Annotated in this window: 17 protein-coding genes; 14 read left to right on the forward strand and 3 right to left on the reverse strand. The window is 68.1% G+C overall.

Annotated features, from left to right (window positions below; all coding sequences use genetic code 11):
- The first annotated feature begins 2 nt into the window (after positions 1-2).
- Positions 3-3,029 (forward strand): ligand-binding sensor domain-containing protein, encoded by a 3,027-nt coding sequence (locus L2Y94_RS09305; RefSeq protein WP_247374596.1) that lies wholly within the window; start codon positions 3-5, stop codon positions 3,027-3,029.
- 140 nt (positions 3,030-3,169) lie between these two features.
- On the opposite strand, the gene L2Y94_RS09310 is transcribed toward L2Y94_RS09305, so the two are convergent.
- Entirely contained in the window at positions 3,170-3,652 is a 483-nt protein-coding gene (locus L2Y94_RS09310) for a YajQ family cyclic di-GMP-binding protein (protein ID WP_247374598.1), read from the reverse strand.
- A gap of 84 nt (positions 3,653-3,736) precedes the next feature.
- Between L2Y94_RS09310 and L2Y94_RS09315 the strand changes: the two genes are divergently transcribed.
- The 3 genes from L2Y94_RS09315 to L2Y94_RS09325 all read left to right on the forward strand — a co-directional run bounded on the left by L2Y94_RS09315 (position 3,737) and on the right by L2Y94_RS09325 (position 6,159).
- Positions 3,737-4,912: a BaiN/RdsA family NAD(P)/FAD-dependent oxidoreductase gene (locus L2Y94_RS09315; protein WP_247374599.1), complete on the forward strand. Its 1,176-nt coding sequence runs from the start codon at positions 3,737-3,739 to the stop codon at positions 4,910-4,912.
- A 14-nt stretch (positions 4,913-4,926) separates the two neighbouring features.
- Positions 4,927-5,808: an NAD(P)-dependent oxidoreductase gene (locus L2Y94_RS09320; RefSeq protein ID WP_247374601.1), complete on the forward strand. Its 882-nt coding sequence runs from the start codon at positions 4,927-4,929 to the stop codon at positions 5,806-5,808.
- A 69-nt stretch (positions 5,809-5,877) separates the two neighbouring features.
- Entirely contained in the window at positions 5,878-6,159 is a 282-nt protein-coding gene (locus tag L2Y94_RS09325) for a hypothetical protein (RefSeq protein ID WP_247374603.1), read from the forward strand.
- A gap of 131 nt (positions 6,160-6,290) precedes the next feature.
- On the opposite strand, the gene L2Y94_RS09330 is transcribed toward L2Y94_RS09325, so the two are convergent.
- Positions 6,291-7,163, reverse strand: a complete 873-nt coding sequence (locus L2Y94_RS09330; protein ID WP_247374604.1) for a PhzF family phenazine biosynthesis protein — start codon at positions 7,161-7,163, stop codon at positions 6,291-6,293.
- Between the two features lie 131 nt (positions 7,164-7,294).
- On the opposite strand from L2Y94_RS09330, the gene L2Y94_RS09335 reads away from it, so the two are divergent.
- The 10 genes from L2Y94_RS09335 to L2Y94_RS09380 all read left to right on the forward strand — a co-directional run bounded on the left by L2Y94_RS09335 (position 7,295) and on the right by L2Y94_RS09380 (position 20,171).
- Positions 7,295-7,900, forward strand: coding sequence for a rhomboid family intramembrane serine protease (locus L2Y94_RS09335; RefSeq protein ID WP_144913876.1), 606 nt, complete (start codon positions 7,295-7,297; stop codon positions 7,898-7,900).
- A 131-nt stretch (positions 7,901-8,031) separates the two neighbouring features.
- Positions 8,032-8,760 (forward strand): hypothetical protein, encoded by a 729-nt coding sequence (locus tag L2Y94_RS09340; protein ID WP_247374607.1) that lies wholly within the window; start codon positions 8,032-8,034, stop codon positions 8,758-8,760.
- Between the two features lie 110 nt (positions 8,761-8,870).
- Positions 8,871-9,425 carry a hypothetical protein gene (locus L2Y94_RS09345; protein WP_247375397.1) on the forward strand — a complete coding sequence of 185 codons (555 nt, stop codon included), beginning with the start codon at positions 8,871-8,873 and terminating at the stop codon, positions 9,423-9,425.
- Positions 9,426-9,696: 271 nt separating this feature from the next.
- Entirely contained in the window at positions 9,697-12,003 is a 2,307-nt protein-coding gene (locus L2Y94_RS09350) for a DNA internalization-related competence protein ComEC/Rec2 (RefSeq protein ID WP_247374608.1), read from the forward strand.
- A gap of 132 nt (positions 12,004-12,135) precedes the next feature.
- On the forward strand, positions 12,136-15,423 hold the full coding sequence (locus tag L2Y94_RS09355) for a GH92 family glycosyl hydrolase (protein WP_247375194.1): 3,288 nt from the start codon (positions 12,136-12,138) through the stop codon (positions 15,421-15,423).
- A 201-nt stretch (positions 15,424-15,624) separates the two neighbouring features.
- Positions 15,625-16,275 (forward strand): MotA/TolQ/ExbB proton channel family protein, encoded by a 651-nt coding sequence (locus tag L2Y94_RS09360; RefSeq protein ID WP_247375196.1) that lies wholly within the window; start codon positions 15,625-15,627, stop codon positions 16,273-16,275.
- Positions 16,276-16,278: 3 nt separating this feature from the next.
- Complete coding sequence (locus L2Y94_RS09365; protein ID WP_247374610.1) at positions 16,279-16,704, forward strand: ExbD/TolR family protein; 426 nt, start codon at positions 16,279-16,281, stop codon at positions 16,702-16,704.
- A gap of 83 nt (positions 16,705-16,787) precedes the next feature.
- Entirely contained in the window at positions 16,788-18,479 is a 1,692-nt protein-coding gene (gene msbA / locus L2Y94_RS09370; RefSeq protein ID WP_247375198.1) for a lipid A export permease/ATP-binding protein MsbA, read from the forward strand.
- Between the two features lie 3 nt (positions 18,480-18,482).
- Positions 18,483-19,481, forward strand: a complete 999-nt coding sequence (lpxK, locus tag L2Y94_RS09375) for a tetraacyldisaccharide 4'-kinase (protein ID WP_247374611.1) — start codon at positions 18,483-18,485, stop codon at positions 19,479-19,481.
- A 120-nt stretch (positions 19,482-19,601) separates the two neighbouring features.
- Positions 19,602-20,171 carry a hypothetical protein gene (locus L2Y94_RS09380; RefSeq protein WP_247374613.1) on the forward strand — a complete coding sequence of 190 codons (570 nt, stop codon included), beginning with the start codon at positions 19,602-19,604 and terminating at the stop codon, positions 20,169-20,171.
- Positions 20,172-20,247: 76 nt separating this feature from the next.
- Here the strand turns inward: L2Y94_RS09380 and L2Y94_RS21315 are convergent, their stop codons facing one another.
- Complete coding sequence (locus tag L2Y94_RS21315) at positions 20,248-20,697, reverse strand: glycine zipper 2TM domain-containing protein (RefSeq protein ID WP_283248534.1); 450 nt, start codon at positions 20,695-20,697, stop codon at positions 20,248-20,250.
- Between the last annotated feature and the right edge of the window lie 54 nt (positions 20,698-20,751).

Here is a 20,751-nt window from a genome sequence, read left to right on the forward strand (position 1 = left end):
GCGTGCAAAGGCGCGCCCGCTTACCACGTTTTCGCGCGCCGCTGTCCTTCGCCGTCGCGCTGCTGTGCGTGCTGCTGGCTCGTGCGGCGTCCGCGCAGGTGGCGGCGCACGTCGACCCCTGGGCGGTGTTCGAGACCGCGTGGTTCGACACCGTGGGCGTGGCCGACGGATTGCCGCATTCCACGACCACGGCGATCGTGCAGGATCGCCGCGGATTGATCTGGATCGGCACCTTCGGCGGCCTGGCGCGCTACGACGGCTACCGCATGCAGGTGTTCGGACAGGAACCCGACTCCTACGGCGGTGCGGTGCTGCCCGATTCCTACGTGCGTGCCCTGATGCCGCTGGACGACGGGGGCCTGCTGATCGGTACCAACGCCGGCGGACTGGTCCGTTTCGATCCTTCCACCACGCGCTTCCACGTGTATCCGATCGGCAAGGGCGGCACGTCGAACGGCAAGATCTTCTCCATCGCCAGGTCGCGCGAGCCGAACGCCTATTGGGTGGCCACCGAAAGCGGCATCGACCGCATCGACATCGCCAGCGGCGAGATCGCCAGGGTATCCGGCAAGCCGGGCGACGCCCACGACATGCTGGCCCGCACCTTCGTGGTGGCGGAAAGCAAGGACGGCAGCCTCTGGGCGGGCGCCGACAACGGCCTGTTCGTGCGCAGGCCCGGAGGACGCTTCACGCGCGTCACATCGGCCGACCCCGAACTCGACGGCATCCTCCACGACCAGGTATGGGCGCTGCGCGAGGACGATCGCGGCCGGATGTGGGTGGGCACGGGGCAATCCGGCGCCATCTACCTCGACGCCCAGGGGCAGGCCCATGCCGTCAACGGTTTGTCGGGCAAGGCCAGCCTCGCCAAGCGGCGCACCGTCCGCGCCTTCTACGAGACGCCGCAAGGCGTGCTCTGGGCGGCGACCGACGGTGCCGGCGTCGTCACCTACGACTTCAACAGCGGGCGGCTGCGTACGCTGAGCCACGATGCGGCGATGCCTTCGTCGTTGCCGGGCGACATCACGCGCGACATCTACCAGGACACCACGGGCAACGTCTGGGTGGCGACGGAGCTTGGCGCCGCGCGTTACGACCCCAACGGGCGCAAGGTGTTTTCGGTGTTGCCCTCGCCGTTGGAGGCCCACACGCTATCCAATGCCAACGTGCACGGCGTGTTCGTCGACCCGCGCGGGCGCGTATGGCTGGGCCTGGGCATGGGCCGCATCGACGTGCTCGACCTCGGCACCGGCAGCATGCGCCACCTGCAGTTGGGGGGCGAACAGGCCGAGCGTGACGTGCAGGCCTTCGTGGTGGCTCCCGACGGCTCGATCTGGGCCGGTGCGCAGGGCATCTCGCGCATCGATCCGGACACGTTCTCGATGCGCAGTTCGCTGATCCCCGCTCTCGACGGCCGCCTCATCCTCTCGATGCAACGCGACGGCGACAGCATCCTCATCGGCACCTACGACGGCCTGTTCCGGTACGACACGGTCACCGGCGCGCTCACGCAGATGCGCCACGACGACGCCGACCCGAAGAGCCTGGTGGGCGACCAGGTGCGCCATATCGTGCGCATGCCCGACGCGTGGTGGTTCGCCACCATCAGCGGCATCAGCATCGCCTACGACGGCGAGCAGGGCTTCGTGAACCTTCGGCACGACCTCGCCGATCCGACCAGCCTGCCGCAGGACTACACCGGCTCGATGGCCTTCGATTCGAAGCACCGGCTATGGCTGGGCACCTTCGGCGGCATCGCCTACCTGGACCGGTTCAACCCGCGCGGACCGTTCCGCTTCGGCCTGATCGGCGCGCGCGAAGGCCTGGCCAACACCAAGATCAATGCGTTGCTGATCGACCGCGAGGATCGCATCTGGGCCTCGATGGCCAACGGGGTGGCGATGGTCGAGACCGACAACCACCGCGTGTTCAACCTCGGCGTGCGCGACGGCCTGCGTATTCCCAGCTATATCCACCGATCGGCGGCCGAGGCGCCGGGTGGCGAACTGATGTTCGGCGGCCTCGGTGGCCTGACCGTCGTGCGTCCCTACTGGCAAGCGCCGCAGGTGGCGCCGGCGCGGCTGGCCGTCACCCATGTCGCCATCAACGACAAGCCGGTGACGCTCAACGGGGTGCCGGACGGGGGAGGCCGCATCAAGCTCGACGGCGACGGGCGCAACATCCGGGTCGACTTCGCGCTGCTCGACTATCGTGCGCCATACGAAACGCGGTACGCCTACCGCCTGGACGGTGCCGACGACAACTGGAACGAGGTCGCCCACGGCATCCCGCCCAGCGCCATCTACACCAACCTGCCCAGCGGCACCTACACGTTGCACCTGCGCGCGGTCACCCGCGGCCTGGATGCGCGCACGGTGGAATCCGAGGTGCGCCTCGTCGTCACGCCGCGCTGGTACGAGAGCGTGTGGACATTGCTCGCCGCCGTGCTGGTCGGCGTGGGCGCGTTCTTCGGGCTGGTCTACCTTCGCACCCTTTACCTGCGCCGCCGTGCCGAACTGCTGCAGGCCCAGGTCGATGCCCGCACGCGCGACCTCAAGGCGGCCAACGAGCGCCTCGCGCACCTGGCGGGTACCGATGAACTCACCGGGTCGCTCAACCGCCGCCGCTTCCTCGAGCAGGCCGAGCGCGTGCGCCAGGGCGCGGCGAGCGACGGCATCCCGTTCAGCCTCGTGCTGTTGGACATCGACGACTTCAAGTCGGTCAACGACACGTTCGGCCACCTGGCCGGCGATACGGTGATCCGCGAGACGATGCGGGTGATTTCCTCGATGTGCCGGGCCGACGACCTGGCCGGCCGCTTCGGCGGCGAGGAATTCATCCTCTGCCTGCCGGGTGCGCTCGGCGAGCATGCGATGGACATCACCGAGCGGGTGCGCCATGCGTTGGGCGCGCTGTTGATCGTGCACGGCGACTACCGCATCCGCATCACGGTGAGCGCGGGCGTGGCCGTGTGGCGCTCGCCCGAATCGCTCAATTCGCTGCTGGGGCGCGCGGACGAGGCGCTGTAGCAGGCGAAGAACGACGGGCGCAATTGCAGCCGGTTCGCGGGGCTGTGAAGACACTGGGCTCCTGCCTTCGCAGGAGCGACGAGAAGGGGATCCCGTAGCCCGTCGCTCCTGCGAAGGCAGGAGCCTGGCGTCTTTACGCCTCAGTCCCTGAAATTCTCGAACTGCAACGGCACCTCGACGTCCGCCTTGCGCAGGAGCGCGATGGCATCCTGGAGATCGTCGCGCTTCTTGCCCGTCACGCGCACCTTCTCACCGTTGATCTGCGCTTCGACCTTCAGCTTGGCTTCCTTGATCTTCGCGATGATCTTCTTCGCCGCGGGCTGGTCGAGGCCTTGCTTGACGGTGATCTTCTGGCGGGCCTCGGCCAGGTTGGTTTCGATCTTGCCCTCGTCGAGGGCGCGCAGGTCGATCTGGCGTGCCGCCAGGCGGGCGCGCAGGATCGGCAGCATCTGGGTGAGGTGGAATTCGGTTTCGCCCTTGAGGGTGATGACGCTGTCTTCCAGCTCGAACTTCGCCCCGGTGCCCTTGAGGTCGAAACGGTTGGAGACCTCGCGATTGGCCTGGTCCACCGCGTTGGTCAATTCGTGCTTGTCGACTTCCGAAACGATGTCGAAGGAGGGCATGGCAAGGGTTCCTCGTAGAACGGTACGGCCGACAAGTCTACGCGAGGGCGGTACCATGTGCGTTTGCAAGGCGAATGGCACCCCATGGAATACGACGTCCTGGTCATCGGCGCGGGCGCGGCGGGCCTGATGACGGCCATCGTCGCGGGCCGGCGCGGGCGGCGGGTGCTGGTGGTCGACCACGCCAACAAGGCTGGCAAGAAGATCCTGATGTCCGGCGGCGGCCGCTGCAATTTCACGAACACGAACACCACCCCGGCCAATTTCCTTTCGGCCAACCCGCATTTCTGCAAGTCCGCGCTGGCGCGGTACACGCCATGGGATTTCATCGCCATGGTCGATCGTCACCGCATCGCCTGGCACGAGAAATCGCCAGGGCAGCTCTTCTGCGACGAATCCTCCAAGCTCATCGTGCGCATGCTGCTGGCCGAGTGCGCCGAGGCCGGGGTGAGGGTGGAGACGGGCTGCGCGGTCACCCGGCTGAAGGCCACCGAGGGCGGTTTCGGCGTGGACACGCCGCTGGGCCATGTCCGCGTCGCATCGCTGGCGGTGGCCACCGGCGGTCTCTCGATTCCCAGCCTCGGCGCCACCGGATTCGGTTACGAGGTCGCCCGGCAGTTCGGCCACGGCGTGCTTCCGCTGCGCGCCGGCCTGGTGCCCTTGACCCTGAGCGGCAAGCACCAGGAGCGGTTCGAGGGACTGTCGGGCGTGGCGTTGCCCGTGGAGGCACGGGCCAACGGGGCGGCGTTCCGCGACGCCATGCTGTTCACCCATCGCGGATTGAGCGGGCCGGCCATCCTGCAGGTTTCGTCGTACTGGGAGCCCGGCACCGACCTTCGCGTCGACCTGCTGCCGGGCATCGATGCCGCAGGGGCCTTGCGCCAGGGGCGCGCGGAACGGCCTGCCGCGGAATTGAAGACGGTGCTCTCCGGCCTGTTGCCGCGCCGCCTGGCCGAGCGGCTGTGCGAGGTGTGGCTACCCAATCGCCCCATGCGCCAGTACCGTGACGCCGAATTGAACGACATCGGCGCACAGTTGGCCGACTGGCCGGTGACGGCGAGCGGAACCGAGGGCTACCGCACGGCCGAAGTGACCCTCGGCGGCGTGGATACCGACGAGGTGTCCTCCTCGACCATGATGTCCCGGCGTCAGCCGGGGCTGTATTTCGTCGGTGAGGTGCTCGACGTCACCGGGCACCTCGGCGGCTACAACTTCCAATGGGCCTGGGCATCCGGCAACGCCGCCGGTCTGGCCGTCTGACTTCGGAGCAAAACATGCGTATCGGTTTCATCGGTCTGGGCAGCATGGGCGCGGGCATGGCCGCGAATCTCGTCAAGGCGGGGCACGAGGTGACGGTGTGGAACCGCTCGCCGGAGGCCGCCGCGCCGCTGGCCGGGCAGGGCGCCACGGTGGCGGCGAAGGCGGCCGACGCGGCGAACGGCGTCGGGGTGCTGCACAGCATGCTCGCCAACGACGCGGCGGTGCGCGAGGTGCTGGTCGATGGCGGCGTGCTCGACGCGTTGCCGAAGGGTGCCGTCCACGTCAACCACGCCACGATCTCCGTGGCCCTGGCGCAGGAACTCATCCATGCGCACGAGACACGCGGCATCGGCTACGTGGCCGCACCGGTGTTCGGCCGGCCCGACGTGGCCGCGGCGGGCAACCTGCAACTGGTGGCCGCCGGCAAGCCGGACGCCGTCGACACGGTGCAACCGTTGCTTGAACTCCTTGCGGCCAAGGTCTGGCCCATGGGCGACGACCCGGTGCGCGCGTCCATCGTGAAGATCGCCGGCAATTTCATGATCGGCGCCGCCATCGAGGCCATGGCCGAGGCCACCACGCTCACGCGCGCCCATGGCGTGTCGGCGAAGGCGTTCCTCGACGTGATGTCCAACACCTTGTTCTCGGCGCCGGTCTACAAGACCTACGGCGGCATGATCGCCGAGGAGCGCTATACCCCGGTGGGCTTCAAGCTGGCCCTGGGATTCAAGGACGTCGGCCTCGCCCGTGCCGCCGCGGAAGCACGGCGGGTGCCCATGCCCTTCGCCGGCGTGCTGCACGACACGCTGCTGGAATCCCTGTCACGCGGCGACGCCGACATCGACTGGTCGGGCATGGCCCGTGTGGCGGCGGCACGGGCCAACCTGGAGGACTGAAGACGTCTTCACGGGGATGGGTTCACAATGCGAGCCGCACGATGTCGTGCGGCTTTGACGGGTGAAACCATGTCGGTGAGCTGGAAGACGGTTTACGAGGGCGACCACGACGGCCGTTCGGTGAAGGTGGAAGAATCCAACGACGGTACGTTCAAGGTGCTGACCACGCAGAACTTCTATGAAGACGGCGGCGCCTACCAGGACGGCAAGACCTTCGTGCACGTATCGCCGAGCAGCGTCGGCGAGCAGGTGGAAAGCGAGGCGACCTCGAAGGCATCGCTGGAGGAAGCGCTGAAGAAGCTGCATTTTTCCGCGGATTCCGTATCGCGCATCGTGGGCGGGCTGGGCTGACCCGGTCGCGATAGCGTCATCCCGGCGCAGGCCGGGATCCACGGCGGGGCGCATGGTCGTCGCGAGGGCGGTATGCGTCGCCGTAGGCACCGGCCTTCGCCGGTGCGACGTATCACGGCGGTCGACGGAAGTCAGGCGTCGCGCCAGTCCACCACGCCGTCGACGATGGTGTTCGTACGTCCACCCACCCACACGTCGTCGCCATCGATCCGGATGATGATCCGCGCGTCGTGCCCCACCTCTCGCCCCTGGCTCACCACGTAACCGCGCGACAGCGTGCCGCTGGTGTCGTGGGTGGCCACGTAGGCCGCGATGAGGCCGTTGGCCGCGCCCGAGGCGGGATCCTCGACGATGCCCACGCCCGCCGGGAACGCACGCACGGCCAGGCCTTCCGGCGAACGGGCGAAGACGCACAGGCCGAGCGTGTCGGTGGCCAGGGCGAGGGCACGGATGGCCGCATGGTCGGGATGCCAGGTGCGCAGGTCGGCCTCGTCGGCGAACTCGGCCACCCACCAGCGGCGACCGCCTTCCACGCAGACCGGGGGCAGGGCGCCCAGGCGGATGCCGTAGAGCACCGACGACAGCGTTTCGCCGCCGCAGCCGGCATCGCGTACCACCCGCGCCTTCGGCGCCTGCACGAAGAGTTCGCGCGTCGCGCCGTCGCCTTCGACGAGGATCGGCAGCACGCCGGCGCCGCATTCCTGCCACACGATGCCGTCGGCACCGGGGCGGACCAGCCCGGCGTCCAGCGCGGCATGCGCGCTGCCGATGGTGGGATGTCCGGCGAAGGGAATTTCCTTGCTGGGCGTGAAAATGCGTGCGCGGTAGTCGGCTTTTGCGGCCGTGGGGGGAAGCAGGAACGTGGTTTCGACCAGGTTGGTCCAGTGGGCGAAGCGCTGCATCCGCGCATCGGACCAGCCATCGGCGTCGATCACCACGCCCAGGGGGTTGCCGCCGCCGTGACGGGCGGCGAAAACGTCGAGCTGCTTGTAACGGATGGACATCGTAAGGACATGCCGGGGACGGGAAATGGCCCGCCATGATACCCCCTGACGTCGCCGCGAGACTTGTCCGGACGGGTTGCAACCCCCAAGATGCCTGCTGGCTCGACCCGCAAAGGACGCCGTTTCAGCGCATGACCACCTTGCTCATCATCCTCGTGACCTGCGTGGTCTCGATCGTCGCCTTCCGCAACCAGCGCCTGCTGGACGACCTCATCCTCTGGCCCCCCGCGCTATCCCGCAGCCGCGAGTACTACCGCCTCGTGAGCTACGGCCTGGTGCACGCCGACGGCGGCCACCTGTTCTTCAACATGTTCTCGCTGTATTTCGCCGGGCGCATCATGGAGGGCTTCTTCACCGAAGCCATGGGGCCGCTGGGCTTCGTCACCTTCTACATCGGCGCCCTGGTGTTCTCGATCCTGCCCTCGTACATGGCCAACCGCCGCAACGCGGGGTATCGCAGCCTGGGCGCCTCGGGCGCGGTGTCGGCGATCCTGTTTTCCTTCATCCTCATCGCGCCCTGGGCGAAGATCTACCTCATCATCCTGCCCATGCCGGCGATCCTCTACGCGATCCTGTTCGTGGTGTATTCGATATACATGGACAAGCGCGGCGGCGACAACGTCAACCACAGCGCGCATCTGTGGGGCGCCGCCTACGGCGTGATCTTCACCATCGCGGTGCATCCCGGACTGCTTCCCCGCTTCCTCGCACAGATTTCCCAGCCACGGCTTTTCTGAATCTTTCCGACAGTTTTATGTGACTTCGGGCGGCGGCTGTTACATGATTGCGTCGACCGGCATGAGTCCGGATGCACGCGGGTTTCCCCGGTGGGGTTCGCGTCGGCAACTACCGCAGGAGGTAAGAGCGCATGGCAACCACCCGAAAGTCCGCCGCGAAGAAGACGTCCGCGGCTCGCAAGGCGGCATCGAAGAAGACCGCCGCGAAGAAAGCTCCAGCGAAGAAAGTCGCCGCCAAGAAGGCGGCCGCGAAAAAGGCTCCCGCGCGCAAGTCGGCGGCCGGCAAGGCCGTCAAGAAAACCGCGGCCCGCAAGGCGGTAAAGAAGACCACCGCACGCAAGGCCGCCGCGAAAAAGGCCCCGGCGCGCAAGGTCGCCACGAAGAAGGCGGCGAAGAAGGCCGCCGTCCGCAAGGTCGCGAAAAAGGCGTCGGCACGCAAGGCCGTCGCGAAGAAAACCGTGGCGCGCAGCGCGCCGACCGTGAAGAAGGCCACGGCGAAGAAAACCGTGACCAAGGCGTCACCCGTCCGCCAGACCGCCGCGACGAAGGCCGCTCCGCGCAAGGCTCCCGCCAAGGCCACGCGTAAACCCGCGCCGCGCCCGCGGGCGAAGACGGCGCCGGTCGCCCAGCCCGAGCCGGTACAGCACATCACCCAGGAAGAGGCCGTCGCGCATATCCAGGCTTTGCTCGACGCCAAGCGCGATCGCGATCGCCAGCAGCCCAACTGGCCCGGCAGCGAGCCGCACGGCAACCCGGGCACGCAGCCGGGCAACGACAACGCCTCGAAGGTTCCGTCGCCGGAAGCGTCGTTCGCGAACATGGCGCACGAGCGCGGCGACCAGCAGAAAAACAAGGGCTGAACCGAGATGTCGACGTGAAAGCGGAGGCGCGCAAGCGCCTCCGCTTTTTTAGCGTAGGTTCAATCTGGCGGGAGCAGCGTAGTATCCAACCCCTCTTCGCGGTATCGCCCATGCAACGGATGCGTACCTTGCTGTTGACCCTCGGCGTGACCCTTCCGCTCGCGGGCTGCTACTACGATCCCGACTACGGCTATGTCCGCAACGGTTCGGGCGGGGATGCGTATTACGGCACGGAAACCACGACCACCGTCGTGGAGCCCGGTTACTACGATCCCGGCTTCGGTTACTACGGCGGTTATGGCTACGGTTTCGGTCCGGGATGTTGTTATTCCACGATCGGCGTCGGAGGGGTGTGGTATCGCGACCGGTACTATCGCCGCGACCGCGACTGGCACGGCCATCCGCCGCCGGGCGGCTGGCGCGGCGATCGTGACCACCGGCCGCCGCCGGGCGGATGGCGGGGTGGCGATCACCGTCCACCGCCCGGTGGATGGAGCCGAGGCGACGGCGACCATCGACCGCCGGGTGGGTGGAATCGGGGCGACGGCGACCATCGTCCGCCGTCAGGCGGCTGGCGGGGTGGTGGAGATCGGCCTTCGAGCCGACCGTCGGGCAGTCGTCCATCCGGTGGCTGGCAGGGTGGGGGGCATCGGGACGGGCACTGATGTCGCACCCTCGAGCACCTCGCCGAAGGCACGGGCCTGCGCCGGTGCGACGGGCGGCGGGGTAGAGGCCATCGCGGGCATCGGCCTCACCGTGATGACGCAGAGCCCCGCGCGCAACGACGTGTCGTGAGAGCGCTCTCACGTCGCGGTCACGACGCCGATCCACCGAACAGGCATCGAAGCATCGCACCGGCGCGGGCCGACGGCGCGGATCTTTCCTACCGCCGAAGGCGGGCGCCGCCCGACCCGGACGGCGATAGCCTGGACGGCCGTGCCCCGTCTTCCTTCGCTTACTTTCTCGCTCCCCTCCGCCGCCGTGGCCGCGGTACTCGGCTGTGTCGCCGTACAACGGCTCGCCGCGTTGCCGCCTTGGCCGATGTCGTTCCTGCTGGCCGCGTGCGCGCTGCCGCTGGTGATCTTCGCCCGGTGCTCCTGGCTGCGCCACGCGGCCACCGTCGGCCTTTTCGCCGCATGGGCGGCGGGTCATGGCGACCGCGGCATGCGGGCACGTCTTCCGGCTGATCTCGAAGGCAAAGACATCACCCTGGTCGGCCGCATCGTCGACCTGCCGCGCCGCCGCGACGCCGACGCGCTGTTCGTCTTCCTGCCCGACGCCGCGCAGGCGTCGGGCGTGCGCTTGCGCGGCAAGGTGAGGGTGACGTGGTACCGCACCTTCGAATCGCCCGGACCTTGCGAGCGCTGGACGCTGTCCCTGCGCATGCGACGTCCGCGAGGCACCGTGAACCCCGGGGGCGGCGATACCGAACGCACGGCGCTTCTGCACGACGTGATCGCCACGGGCCATGTGCGAGAGTCCCCGGAGAACCGGCGCCTGGAAACCTTCCGTTGCGCCGACGGGTGGCGCGACGCCATCGCGCGCACGTTCGACGAGGTGCTGGGCGCCCGCGATGCGCGTGTCCTGAAAGCGCTGACCGTGGGCGACACGCGAGGACTGGATGCGAAAGACTGGGATATCGCCCGAGCCACGGGCACGTCGCACCTCATCGCGATTTCGGGATTCCACGTCGGTGTCGCCGCCGGCGGGGGCGTGCTGGCGCTGCGGCTGCTCTACCTGGCGTGTCCGTGGCTCGCGGTGCGCGTGCCGAGGCAGCTCGCGCAATCGGTGGCCGGGCTTGCCGTCGCCGCGGCGTATGGCGTGCTCGCGGGGCTGGGACTGCCTACGGTGCGCAGCCTGCTGATGGCCGCGGCGCTCGTGCTGGCCGGCATGGCGCGCCGCCGAGGGCGTGGTGCGCATCTGCTCGCTCTGGCGGCCGTCGCGATGCTTGCCGCCGATCCGTTGGCCGTGCTGTCGGCGGGGTTCTGGCTTTCGTTCGCCGGGGTGGGCTTCCTGACGCTCTGCGTGTCGGGAGGTGCGGTGGGATGGCGCGCGCGCGTGGCAGCCGCCCTGCGCGCGCAGGCGGCGATGAGCGTCGCCTTGTTGCCGCTATCGTTCTACCTCTTCGGCAGCGCGTCGCTGGTGGCTTTCGCGGCGAACCTCGTGGCCGCGCCGTGGGTGAGCATGGCGGTGGTGCCGCTGGCGTTGCTGGGCTGCCTTTGCGTCGCCTGGCCATCGCTGGCCGCCGTGCCGTGGAAGATCGCCGCCTGGGCGATGGACTGGCAATGGCGGTGGCTGGACATCATGGCGGAGTGGCCTGGCTCGCGCGTGTCTCCGCCCGTGTCATCGCCGTGGCTCGTCGTGGCCGCCACGCTGGGCGCGGCGTGGCTGTTCGTGCCTCGTGGCGTTCCCTTACGCGCGTACGGCGCCTTGCTTTTCCTGCCCTTGATCTGGCCGTCGCGCGACGATCCGGGACCGGGCGGCTTTCGCGCGTGGGTGCTCGACGTGGGGCAGGGACTGGCCGTGCTGGTCCGCACGCATTCGCACACCCTCGTCTACGACACGGGCCCGGGTTACGCGGGAGGCGATGCGGGCGCGGGCATCGTCCTGCCGTCACTGCAAGCGCTCGGCTTGGGGCCGGTCGATGCGCTCGTGGTCAGTCACGGCGACAACGACCACGCCGGCGGCGCGGCTGCCGTGGCCGCGCGATATCCGAAGGCCCGGCGCTGGTCCGGCGAACCGGAGCGGCTGCCGTTCCCTTCCCAGGCATGCGTCCGGGAAACGGCATGGCGCTGGGACGGCGTGACCTTCCGTTTCGAGACGCTGGAGGCGGCGCGCGGGCGCAAAGCCAACGAACGCTCGTGCATATTGGTCGTCGAAGGATCGGGTGGTCGGCTCGTGCTGACGGGCGACATCGGTCAGGCGAGCGAGCGGCGCATGGAGGCCGGGTCGCTGGCGTCCGTGCTTCCGACGGTGACCACGATGGCTCACCATGGCAGCCGTTATTCGTCCGATTCGCGGTGGCTCGAGGCCGTGCGGCCCTCGCTGTCCATCGCCTCGGCGGGATGGCGCAACCGTTTCGGCCATCCGCATCCCGACGTACTCGCGCGGCATCGACGGGCGGGTGCCGACGTGCGGATCACGGCGGACAGTGGCGCGATCGCGGTGGATTTTCCGGCCGAAGGCGAGCCCTCGGTGATGCGCGAGTGGCGTCGGCCACGGGACCGATATTGGCGCGAATGAGGCATTCGTGTTGCGGCGCGGTTTGACAATCCAAATTTAGAACGATTTAAATCCCCCTTCCATCCATCGAAGGGGCATCGCGTGACGGCATCGAAGCAGGGTTGGGGAAGGACGGCGCTCGTCCTGGCGGTGATGTCCGCGCTGGCGCCGGGAGCCGCGTTCGCGGCCGGCCGGCGCTTTGCCTCCTCGTTCGAGGCCAACGATCCCAAGCCGTTGGCGGCCAAGGTCGACGGGCTCGAACTGGGCGTGGTGGGCGGACCGCCGGCCAACGTCGTGTTGACGGCGAAGGCGGACGTCGGCTTCACCGGCATGCATTCGCTGCGTTACGCCGGCACCTCGTCGGGCAACGCGGTCGACGCGAAAGTCTTCGACGTCGACCTCAAGGTGGCCGACGGCATGCAGCTGTCGTGGCTGGTCTTTCCCCGCTCCAACAAGGATGACCTGACCAATCCCGCCAATTACGTGACCGTCGACCTCGTCTTCGACGACGGCTCGCGCCTGTCGTCGCTCGGCGTACGCGACCAGCACGGCGTACCGGTCACGGCGAAGGGGCAGGGCGAGGGCCGGGTGCTGTATCCCGACCAGTGGAACTACGTGAGCGTGGACCTTTCCGCCGCCAAGGGCCGCCGCGTGCGCGCCATCGAGGTGAGCGCGGCCGCGCCCGCGGGCAAGGCCTTCGAAGGCTGGCTCGACGACGTGCGCATCGACAAGGCCCCCGCGTCGCCCGGCAATCGACCCACCGACCACGTGGACACGCGCCGCGGCTCGAACGCCAACGCGTCGTACTCGCGCGGCAACAACTTCCCCGCGGTGGCGATGCCGCACGGCTTCAATTTCTGGACGCCGACCACCAACGCCGGCTCGAACTGGATCTACCAGTACCAGGCCCGCAACGGCGACGACAACCGTCCGCGTATCGAGGCGTTCGCGCTGTCGCACGAGCCCAGCCCGTGGATGGGCGATCGCCAGACCTTCCAGGTGATGCCCGCCCAGGTCGACGCCGGCGCGCCGCCGCTCAAGCGCGAGACGCGTGCGTTGTCGTTCGTCCACGACAACGAGATCGCGCACCCGGATTATTACCGCGTGCGTTTCGACAACGGCATCGTCACCGAGATGACGCCGACCGACCACGCGGCGATGTTCCGCTTCACCTTCACCGGCAAGCGAGCGCAGCTGGTGTTCGACAACCTCAACGGGAACGCCTCGGTGACGCTCGATCCGCAGGGACGCAGCATCCAGGGCTGGTCCGACGTGAAGAGCGGCCTTTCCACCGGCGCCACGCGGATGTTCTTCTACGCCACCTTCGACCGTCCCGTGGCGGAGAGCGGCCGCCTCACGGGCGAAAAGCGCGACGCGGCCTCGGCCTGGTTCGGCTTCGACACGAAGGGTGGCCGCGACAAGGTGGTGACGATGCGTATCGCCACGTCGCTGATCGGCATCGACCAGGCCAAGGCCAACCTCGGCCAGGAAATCGCCGATGCCGACACCTTCGACAGCGTGCGCGAGCGCGCACGCAAGGCCTGGGACGACCGCCTGGGCATCGCCAAGGTCGAGGGTGCGACGCCCGACGAGCTGACCATCCTGTATTCCAACCTGTATCGCCTGTTCCTGTATCCCAACGAGGCCTACGAGAACACGGGTACCAAGGATGCGCCGCGATACCAGTACGCCAGCCCGTTCTCCGCGCCGGTGGGCAAGGACACCGACACGCACACGGGCGCGCGCATCGTCGACGGCAAGCCTTACGTGAACAACGGATTCTGGGACACCTACCGTACCGCGTGGCCGGCCTATGCGCTGCTCACGGCGAACGAGGCGGGCCGGATGATCGACGGCTTCGTGCAGCAGTACCGCGACGCCGGTTGGGTCGCGCGCTGGTCGTCGCCGGGCTACGCCGACCTGATGGTGGGCACCAGCTCCGACGTGGCTTTCGCCGATGCCTGGCTCAAGGGCGTGCGCAACTTCGACGTCTCGTCGTTCTACCTGTCGGCCATCCGCAACGCGGCGACGGTGAGCGACATCAAGGGCACCGGTCGCAAGGGCATCGAGCGTTCGATCTTCAACGGCTACACCGACGACAAGGTCGAAGAGGGCCTGTCGTGGTCGATGGACGGCTACATCAACGACTTCGCCATCGGCAACCTCGCCCAGGCGCTCGCGAAGGACAAGCCCGCCGGCGACGGTTACGCGAACTACGCCGACGACGCGCAGTGGTACCGCTCGCGCGCCGTGGGCTACGTCAACCTGTTCGATCCGGAGGTGAAGTTCTTCGTGGCTCGCGACCCGGCGGGCAAGTGGCGTTGGACCGCGAAGGAATTCAGCCCCTTCCGTTGGGGCGGCGACTACACCGAGAACGCCGGCTGGAGCATGGCCTTCCACGCGCCGCAGGACGGCGCGGGCCTGGCCTCGCTCTACGGCGGCCGCGCGGGGCTGGCGAAGAAACTCGACGAGTATTTCAACGCGCCCGGCAAGTTCGAGGTGGGCGACTACGGTGGCGTGATCCACGAAATGCTCGAGGCGCGCGACGTGCGCATGGGCCAGTACAGCCACTCCAACCAGCCGGCGCACCACATCATCTGGATGTACGACCAGGCCGGTCAGCCGTGGAAGACGCAGGACAAGCTGCGCGACGCGGTGTCCCGTCTCTACGTGGGCAGCGAGATCGGCCAGGGCTACCCGGGCGACGAAGACAACGGCGAGATGTCGGCGTGGTGGATCTTCGGTGCCGCGGGATTCTATCCCCTGCGCATGGGTACGCCGGAATACGTGATCGGCGCGCCGCATTTCCCGCACATGACGCTGACGCTCGATAACGGCAAGGTCATCGACATCCGCGCGCCGGGCGTCAGCGACACCAACCGTTACGTGCAGTCGCTCAAGGTCAACGGCCAGCCGTGGAACCGCCTGGTGCTTCCGCACGAGGTGCTGGCCCAGGGCGCGACGCTGGAGTTCACCATGGGCCCGTCGCCGTCGACGTGGGGTACCGGCGCCGACGCCATGCCCGCCTCGATCACCGCCGAGGGGGCGATGCCGTCGCCGCTGCGCGACGTGCTGCGCGAGGCCGACCTGCGCGCGGCGGGCGGCAAGAAGGTTTCGCTGGCCGCGGCCGTCGACAACGACTCGTCCACGGAATTGGCCCTGCCGCCCGTGGTCGTCGACAACCTCAAGACGCCCGCCACGGTGGCGATGTACACCATCACGTCGCCGGCGAAGGCCGACGAGGCACCGAAGGGCTGGAAGCTGGAAGGCTCCGCCGATGGCAAGAAGTGGACGGTGCTGGACGAGCGCCACGGCGAATCGTTCCCGTGGAACCGGCAGACCCGCGCGTTCGCCGTGAAGACGCCCGCGGCTTACGGCCACTACCGCCTGACCTTCGAAGGCCCGGCCAAGGTCGCCGAACTGGAGCTGTTGGCGCGCTGACGCGCGCCTTCGCCGATGCGATCGGCTCCCAACCCTCCGGGGCAGGATTCGGAGATCCTGCCTACCGGAGGGTTGGGAGCCGATCGCATCGGCGAATCCTACGGAGCCCCAATGTGAAGCCCGCCCCAGTCCTCGCGCCGCGCCCTGCTATCATGCGCGCCTGAATTCGGTAATTCCGGGGTTCCCGTGCTCGAGATCCTGATGGCTGGCGGCTGGGCATTGCTGCCGATCCTGATTTGTTCCCTCGTGGCGCTCGCCATCGTGTTCGAGCGTTTCTGGGCGCTGCGCCGCGCCGCCGTGCTGCCGCCGGGCCTCGGCGCCGAGGTGCGCGAATGGGCGCGCTCGGCCAAGCTCGACGCCGCCCACCTGGAGGCCCTGCGCAACGGCTCGCCCCTGGGCGAACTGTTCGCCGGCGCCCTGGCCGTGCGCGATCGTCCCCGCGACATCATCAAGGAGCGCATCGAGGACACCGGCCGCCATGTGGTGCACCGCATGGAGCGCTACCTCAACACGCTGGGCACCATCGCGCTCATCGGCCCGCTGCTCGGCCTTCTCGGCACCGTGGTCGGCCTCATCCGCATGTTCCTCAGCGTCATGGCCGGCGGCATCGGCGATCCCACCCGGATGGCCGGCGGCATCGGCGAGGCGCTGATCTGCACCGCGTTCGGCCTGGTCGTGTCCATCCCGGCCTACGTGCTGCACCGCTACTTCCGCTCGAAGGTCGGCGGCTACGTGGTGCAGATGGAAAAAGAGGCCACCGCGCTGCTCGACGACCTATCGGCCCCACGCACCGCCGCGCCGCGCCGCCGTGCCGCCGGCGCGCCGGAAGCCGCGGCTTCGCAGGCCGGCTGATCCATGCGCATCGGTTCCCGTCGTGAAGACGATTTCGAGATCAACGTGATCTCGCTGATCGACGTGCTGCTCACGCTGCTGATGTTCTTCGTGCTGAGCACCACGTTCATCGAGCACTCGCGCCTGAAGGTCGACCTGCCCAAGGCCGACGCGGAGGCGCGCGACGCCACCGACAACGCGCTCACCGTCATGATCGACCGCGACGGGCATTACGCCGTGGGCAGCGACGAAGTGCCGGGCGAAGGCATCGACCCGCTCAAGGCCACGCTCGAGCGCGTGGCCGGCACCGACCGCAACCGCGTGGTGGTGATTCGCGCCGATGCCAACACGGCGCACCAGAACGTGGTGCGCGCGATGGACGCCGTCGGCCAGCTCGGCTTCACCCACCTGTCGATCGCCACGACGCCGAGCGAGGCCGCGGGCCGGTGAGCGATTCGAAGAAAGCGTCGGTCTGGGACGCCCAGACCTGGGCGACGTACAAGCGCCTGCTCGGCTATACCCGGCGTTTCCGGATGGCCGGCTACGTCGCCATCATCGGCATGATCGTCGATCCGATCTGCCTGTCCGTCTTCACCGGCTCGCTGAAGCCGATGATCGACAACCTGTTCGTCGACAAGAACCCACACACGATCTTCTGGATGCCGATCTGGATCGTGGGCATCTTCCTCGTGCGTGGCGTGGCGTCGTACATCACCGATTACGGCATCGCCTACGTGGGCCGCAACGTGGTGCAGGCCATGCGCATCGACGTGTTCGCGGCCTACCTGCGCCTGCCATCGGCGTTCTTCGCCCGCGAGCCCTCGGGCCAGCAGATCTCCCGCATCACCTACACCAGCGAACAGGTGGCCTCGGCCTCCGCCGATTCGCTGAAGGTGGCCATCACCGAAGGCTTCACCGTCATCGGCATGCTCGCGGTGATGCTTTATTACAGCCCGTATCTCACCATGGCGCTGCTGGTGCTGGTGCCGTGCGTGGTGGCCATCGTCACCGTCATCAGCCGCCGCTACCGCAAGATCAGCAAGCGCATCCAGGGCAACATGGGCACCGTCACCAGCGCGGTGGAGGAAGCCGTGGCGGCGAACCGCGAGGTTCGCATCTATGGCGGCCAGGGACGCGAGGCGGAGCGCTTCGGCGAGGTCGCCGAGCGCCAGCGCCGCCTCAACCTCAAGGTATCCGCCACCAGCGCGGCGTCCAGCGCCACCATCCAGACGGTCGGCGCCATGGCCCTGGCCATGCTGGTGTTCCTGGCCACGCGGCCGGACATCCTCGACACGATTTCCCCGGGTATCTTCACGGCCGTGCTCACCGCGATGGGCGCGATGATGCCGTCGTTGAAGCGGCTCGCCGGCATCCAGGCCAGCCTGCAGAAGGGCGTCACGGCTGCCGAAGACCTCTTCGAGATCATGGACCAGCCGCCGGAAATCGATACCGGCACCGAAGTGCTCGATCGCACGAAGGGCGGCATTCGCTTCGAGGACATCCATCTCGTCTACGAGCGCAACCGTCACGTCGCGCTGCGCGGCGTCACGCTGGACTGCGCGCCGGGCACCGTCACCGCGCTGGTCGGTCGCTCGGGCAGCGGCAAGTCGAGCCTCGTGAGCCTGCTGCCGCGTTTCTACGAGCCCAGCGACGGCCGCATCCTCATCGACGGGCGCGACTACACCCAGTACACGCTGGCCTCGCTGCGCAAGCAGATCGCCTGGGTAGGCCAGCACGTGGTGCTGTTCGACGACACCGTGGCCGCGAACATCGCCTACGGCGAGATGGCGGGCGCCAGCGAGGCCGATATCGTGGCGGCGGCAAGGGCCGCCAACGCCATGGAATTCATCGAGCGCCTGCCGGACGGGCTGCAAACGCCGATCGGGCAGGGCGGCAACTCGTTGTCCGGTGGCCAGCGACAGCGCATCGCCATCGCGCGCGCCATCCTCAAGAACGCGCCCATCCTCGTGCTCGACGAGGCCACCAGCGCCCTCGACACCGAATCCGAGCGTCTCATCCAGGATGCGCTCACGCGGCTCATGCGCGACCGCACCACGCTGGTGATCGCGCATCGCCTGTCCACCATCGAGCATGCCGACCAGATCGCCGTGATGGAGCAGGGCAAGGTCATCGAACTGGGCACGCACCGCGAGTTGATCGACAAGGGCGGCCAATACGCGGCGCTGCATCGCATGCAGTTCCACGAGCAAGACGCGGGCGCCTGACCGGTGGCCCTCGGCGCCTCCCTGCAGAAGCGCTGGTACGGCGGCGGCTCGCCGCCCCTTTGGGCCCGTCCGCTGGAAGCGCTCTACGGCCGCGTGGTCGAGCACCGCGCGAAGGCGTTCCGCGACGATCCCTCGCAGGTGGTGCGCTTGCCCGTGCCCGTCGTGGTGGTCGGCAACATCACCGTCGGCGGCACCGGCAAGACGCCCCTGATCGTGGCCTTGGCGCGAGCCATGGCCGCGCGGGGATTCCGGCCCGGCGTGGTGAGCCGTGGTTATGGCGGCACGGAGCGTGGGCCCCATCTGCTCACCGACGAAGACGATCCCGCCCGCGTGGGCGATGAGCCCAGCCTGATCCGGCAGGGCGGCGTGCCCGTTGCCATCGGAAGGGATCGTCCCGAAGCGGCACGCCTGCTCATCGATGCCGGCTGCGACCTCGTGCTGGCCGACGACGGCCTGCAACACCATCGGCTCGGTCGCGACGTGGAGATCTGCGTCATCGACGGCGAGCGCCGCCTCGGCAACGGTCGCCTGCTACCCGCCGGACCCTTGCGCGAACCGGCCTCGCGGCTCGCCGACGTCGATTTCGTCGTGGTCAACGGCGGCATGCCCAAGCCTGGCGAAATCCCGATGACGCTGGAGGGCGGCATGGCGGTGAACATGGACGATCCGACGCTCATCGCGCCCTTGTCGGATTTCGCCGGTCGCCCCGCGCACGCGGTGGCGGGTATCGGCAACCCGGCACGCTTCTTCGCGAGCCTCGCCTCCCACGGCATTGCCGTCGATGGCCATCCCTTCGCCGACCATCACGCCTTCACCCGCGACGATTTCACCTTCGCCGACGGGTGCCCGGTACTCATGACCGATAAGGATGCGGTGAAGTGTCGTGCCTTCGCCAGGGCGAACTGGTGGCGCGTACCGGTACGCGCCATCGTGCCTGCCGCGTTTTTCGATGCGGTGGCCGAACGCGCTCGCCTGGCCCGGATGCCTGGCCAGGCGGCGTAGGCGAGCCATCGATTTGCCATGCCGTCCGCACGGCTGGCCGCCGCTTGCCTGAAACGCATGTTGCCCGGCGATAGGGTCGGCGAAATACTGTCGCTTCAGGGGGCTTCAAAGGAATGAACCATGCACACGAAAAGACACGAAGGAAAGTTCTATTTCCATCTGCCGAAGCCGAAAAAGAGCGGCAGGTCGGTGGGCCGGCCCGATAGCGGCATCGACATGACCCTTCTGCGGGCGGCGAGGGACATGATGTCGCGGTTCGCGAAGGGAAAAGATCTGGAGGGAACGGCGAGCGTGGATCTGGACGGCGCTCCCTTCACCGTCAGCTCCGCCATCGCCGAGGAAGAGTCGTGGGGCGATAAGTATTTCGTACTCACGATCAAGGGGGACGTCGAGCCGCGCGACATCATCATCGAAGGCCCCGAGGGCGAGCGTCTCGAATCGAAGCGCTACGACATCGTCAGGCGCGACGGGGTCGGGGCGCGTTTCCTGGAGATGGTCGAGACCGAGGACGGCATGCGGTTCGCCGTGTCCTATGCCACGCATGGATGGATCGACCTGACCTTCTCCGGCGGCCGCTCCTGGGTGCTGGGAAGATTCGAGTTCGAGACGGAAGCGATCGAAGTGCCGACACCGCGAAAGTTCACCAACGGCAGCTTCAGTGTTCCGTACTACGAAATTCCGGGCCCGTAACGGCACGTCTCGGTGCCAGATCGTCAGACCGCGGGCGATTCACCGATGACGCGAGGTGAATCGCCCCTTCAGTCCGTTACTGCACGCGGCTGACGTTGCCCTGTTCGTCCACGACCACGATATCGCCTTCGCGAATCGCCGAGGCATCCTTTACCTGGACATTGGTATAGCCACCGGTGCCCATCTTCAGGCGCAGGGTGTAGCTCTCGCTGCCGCCGCCCTTGCCGACCGCGTTGCCGGCGAAACCGCCGCCGACGGCACCGGCCACGGTGGCGAGCTTGCGACCGTTGCCGCGGCCCACCTGATTGCCGAGCACGCCGCCGGCGATGGCGCCGATCACCGCGCCGGCGGTGCCGTGGTCGCGACCCTGGACCACGTTGTGCTCGATGCTCTGCACCGTGCCGCACTGGTCGCAGCGCACGTAGATGCCGTCGGGGCGCGTGAGCACGGCGGCCGACGCCGGGGCGACGACCGCGGTGGCGAGCAGGGCGGCCATGGGGATGCCGAGGACGGTCTTGATGTTCATGCGGTCTCCTTGTTTCACCGGCCGATAGGGATGTGGGCCGTAGCCCGTGCAGTC

The organism is Luteibacter aegosomatis, assembly GCF_023078455.1.
Classification (GTDB): Bacteria; Pseudomonadota; Gammaproteobacteria; order Xanthomonadales; family Rhodanobacteraceae; genus Luteibacter; species Luteibacter aegosomatis.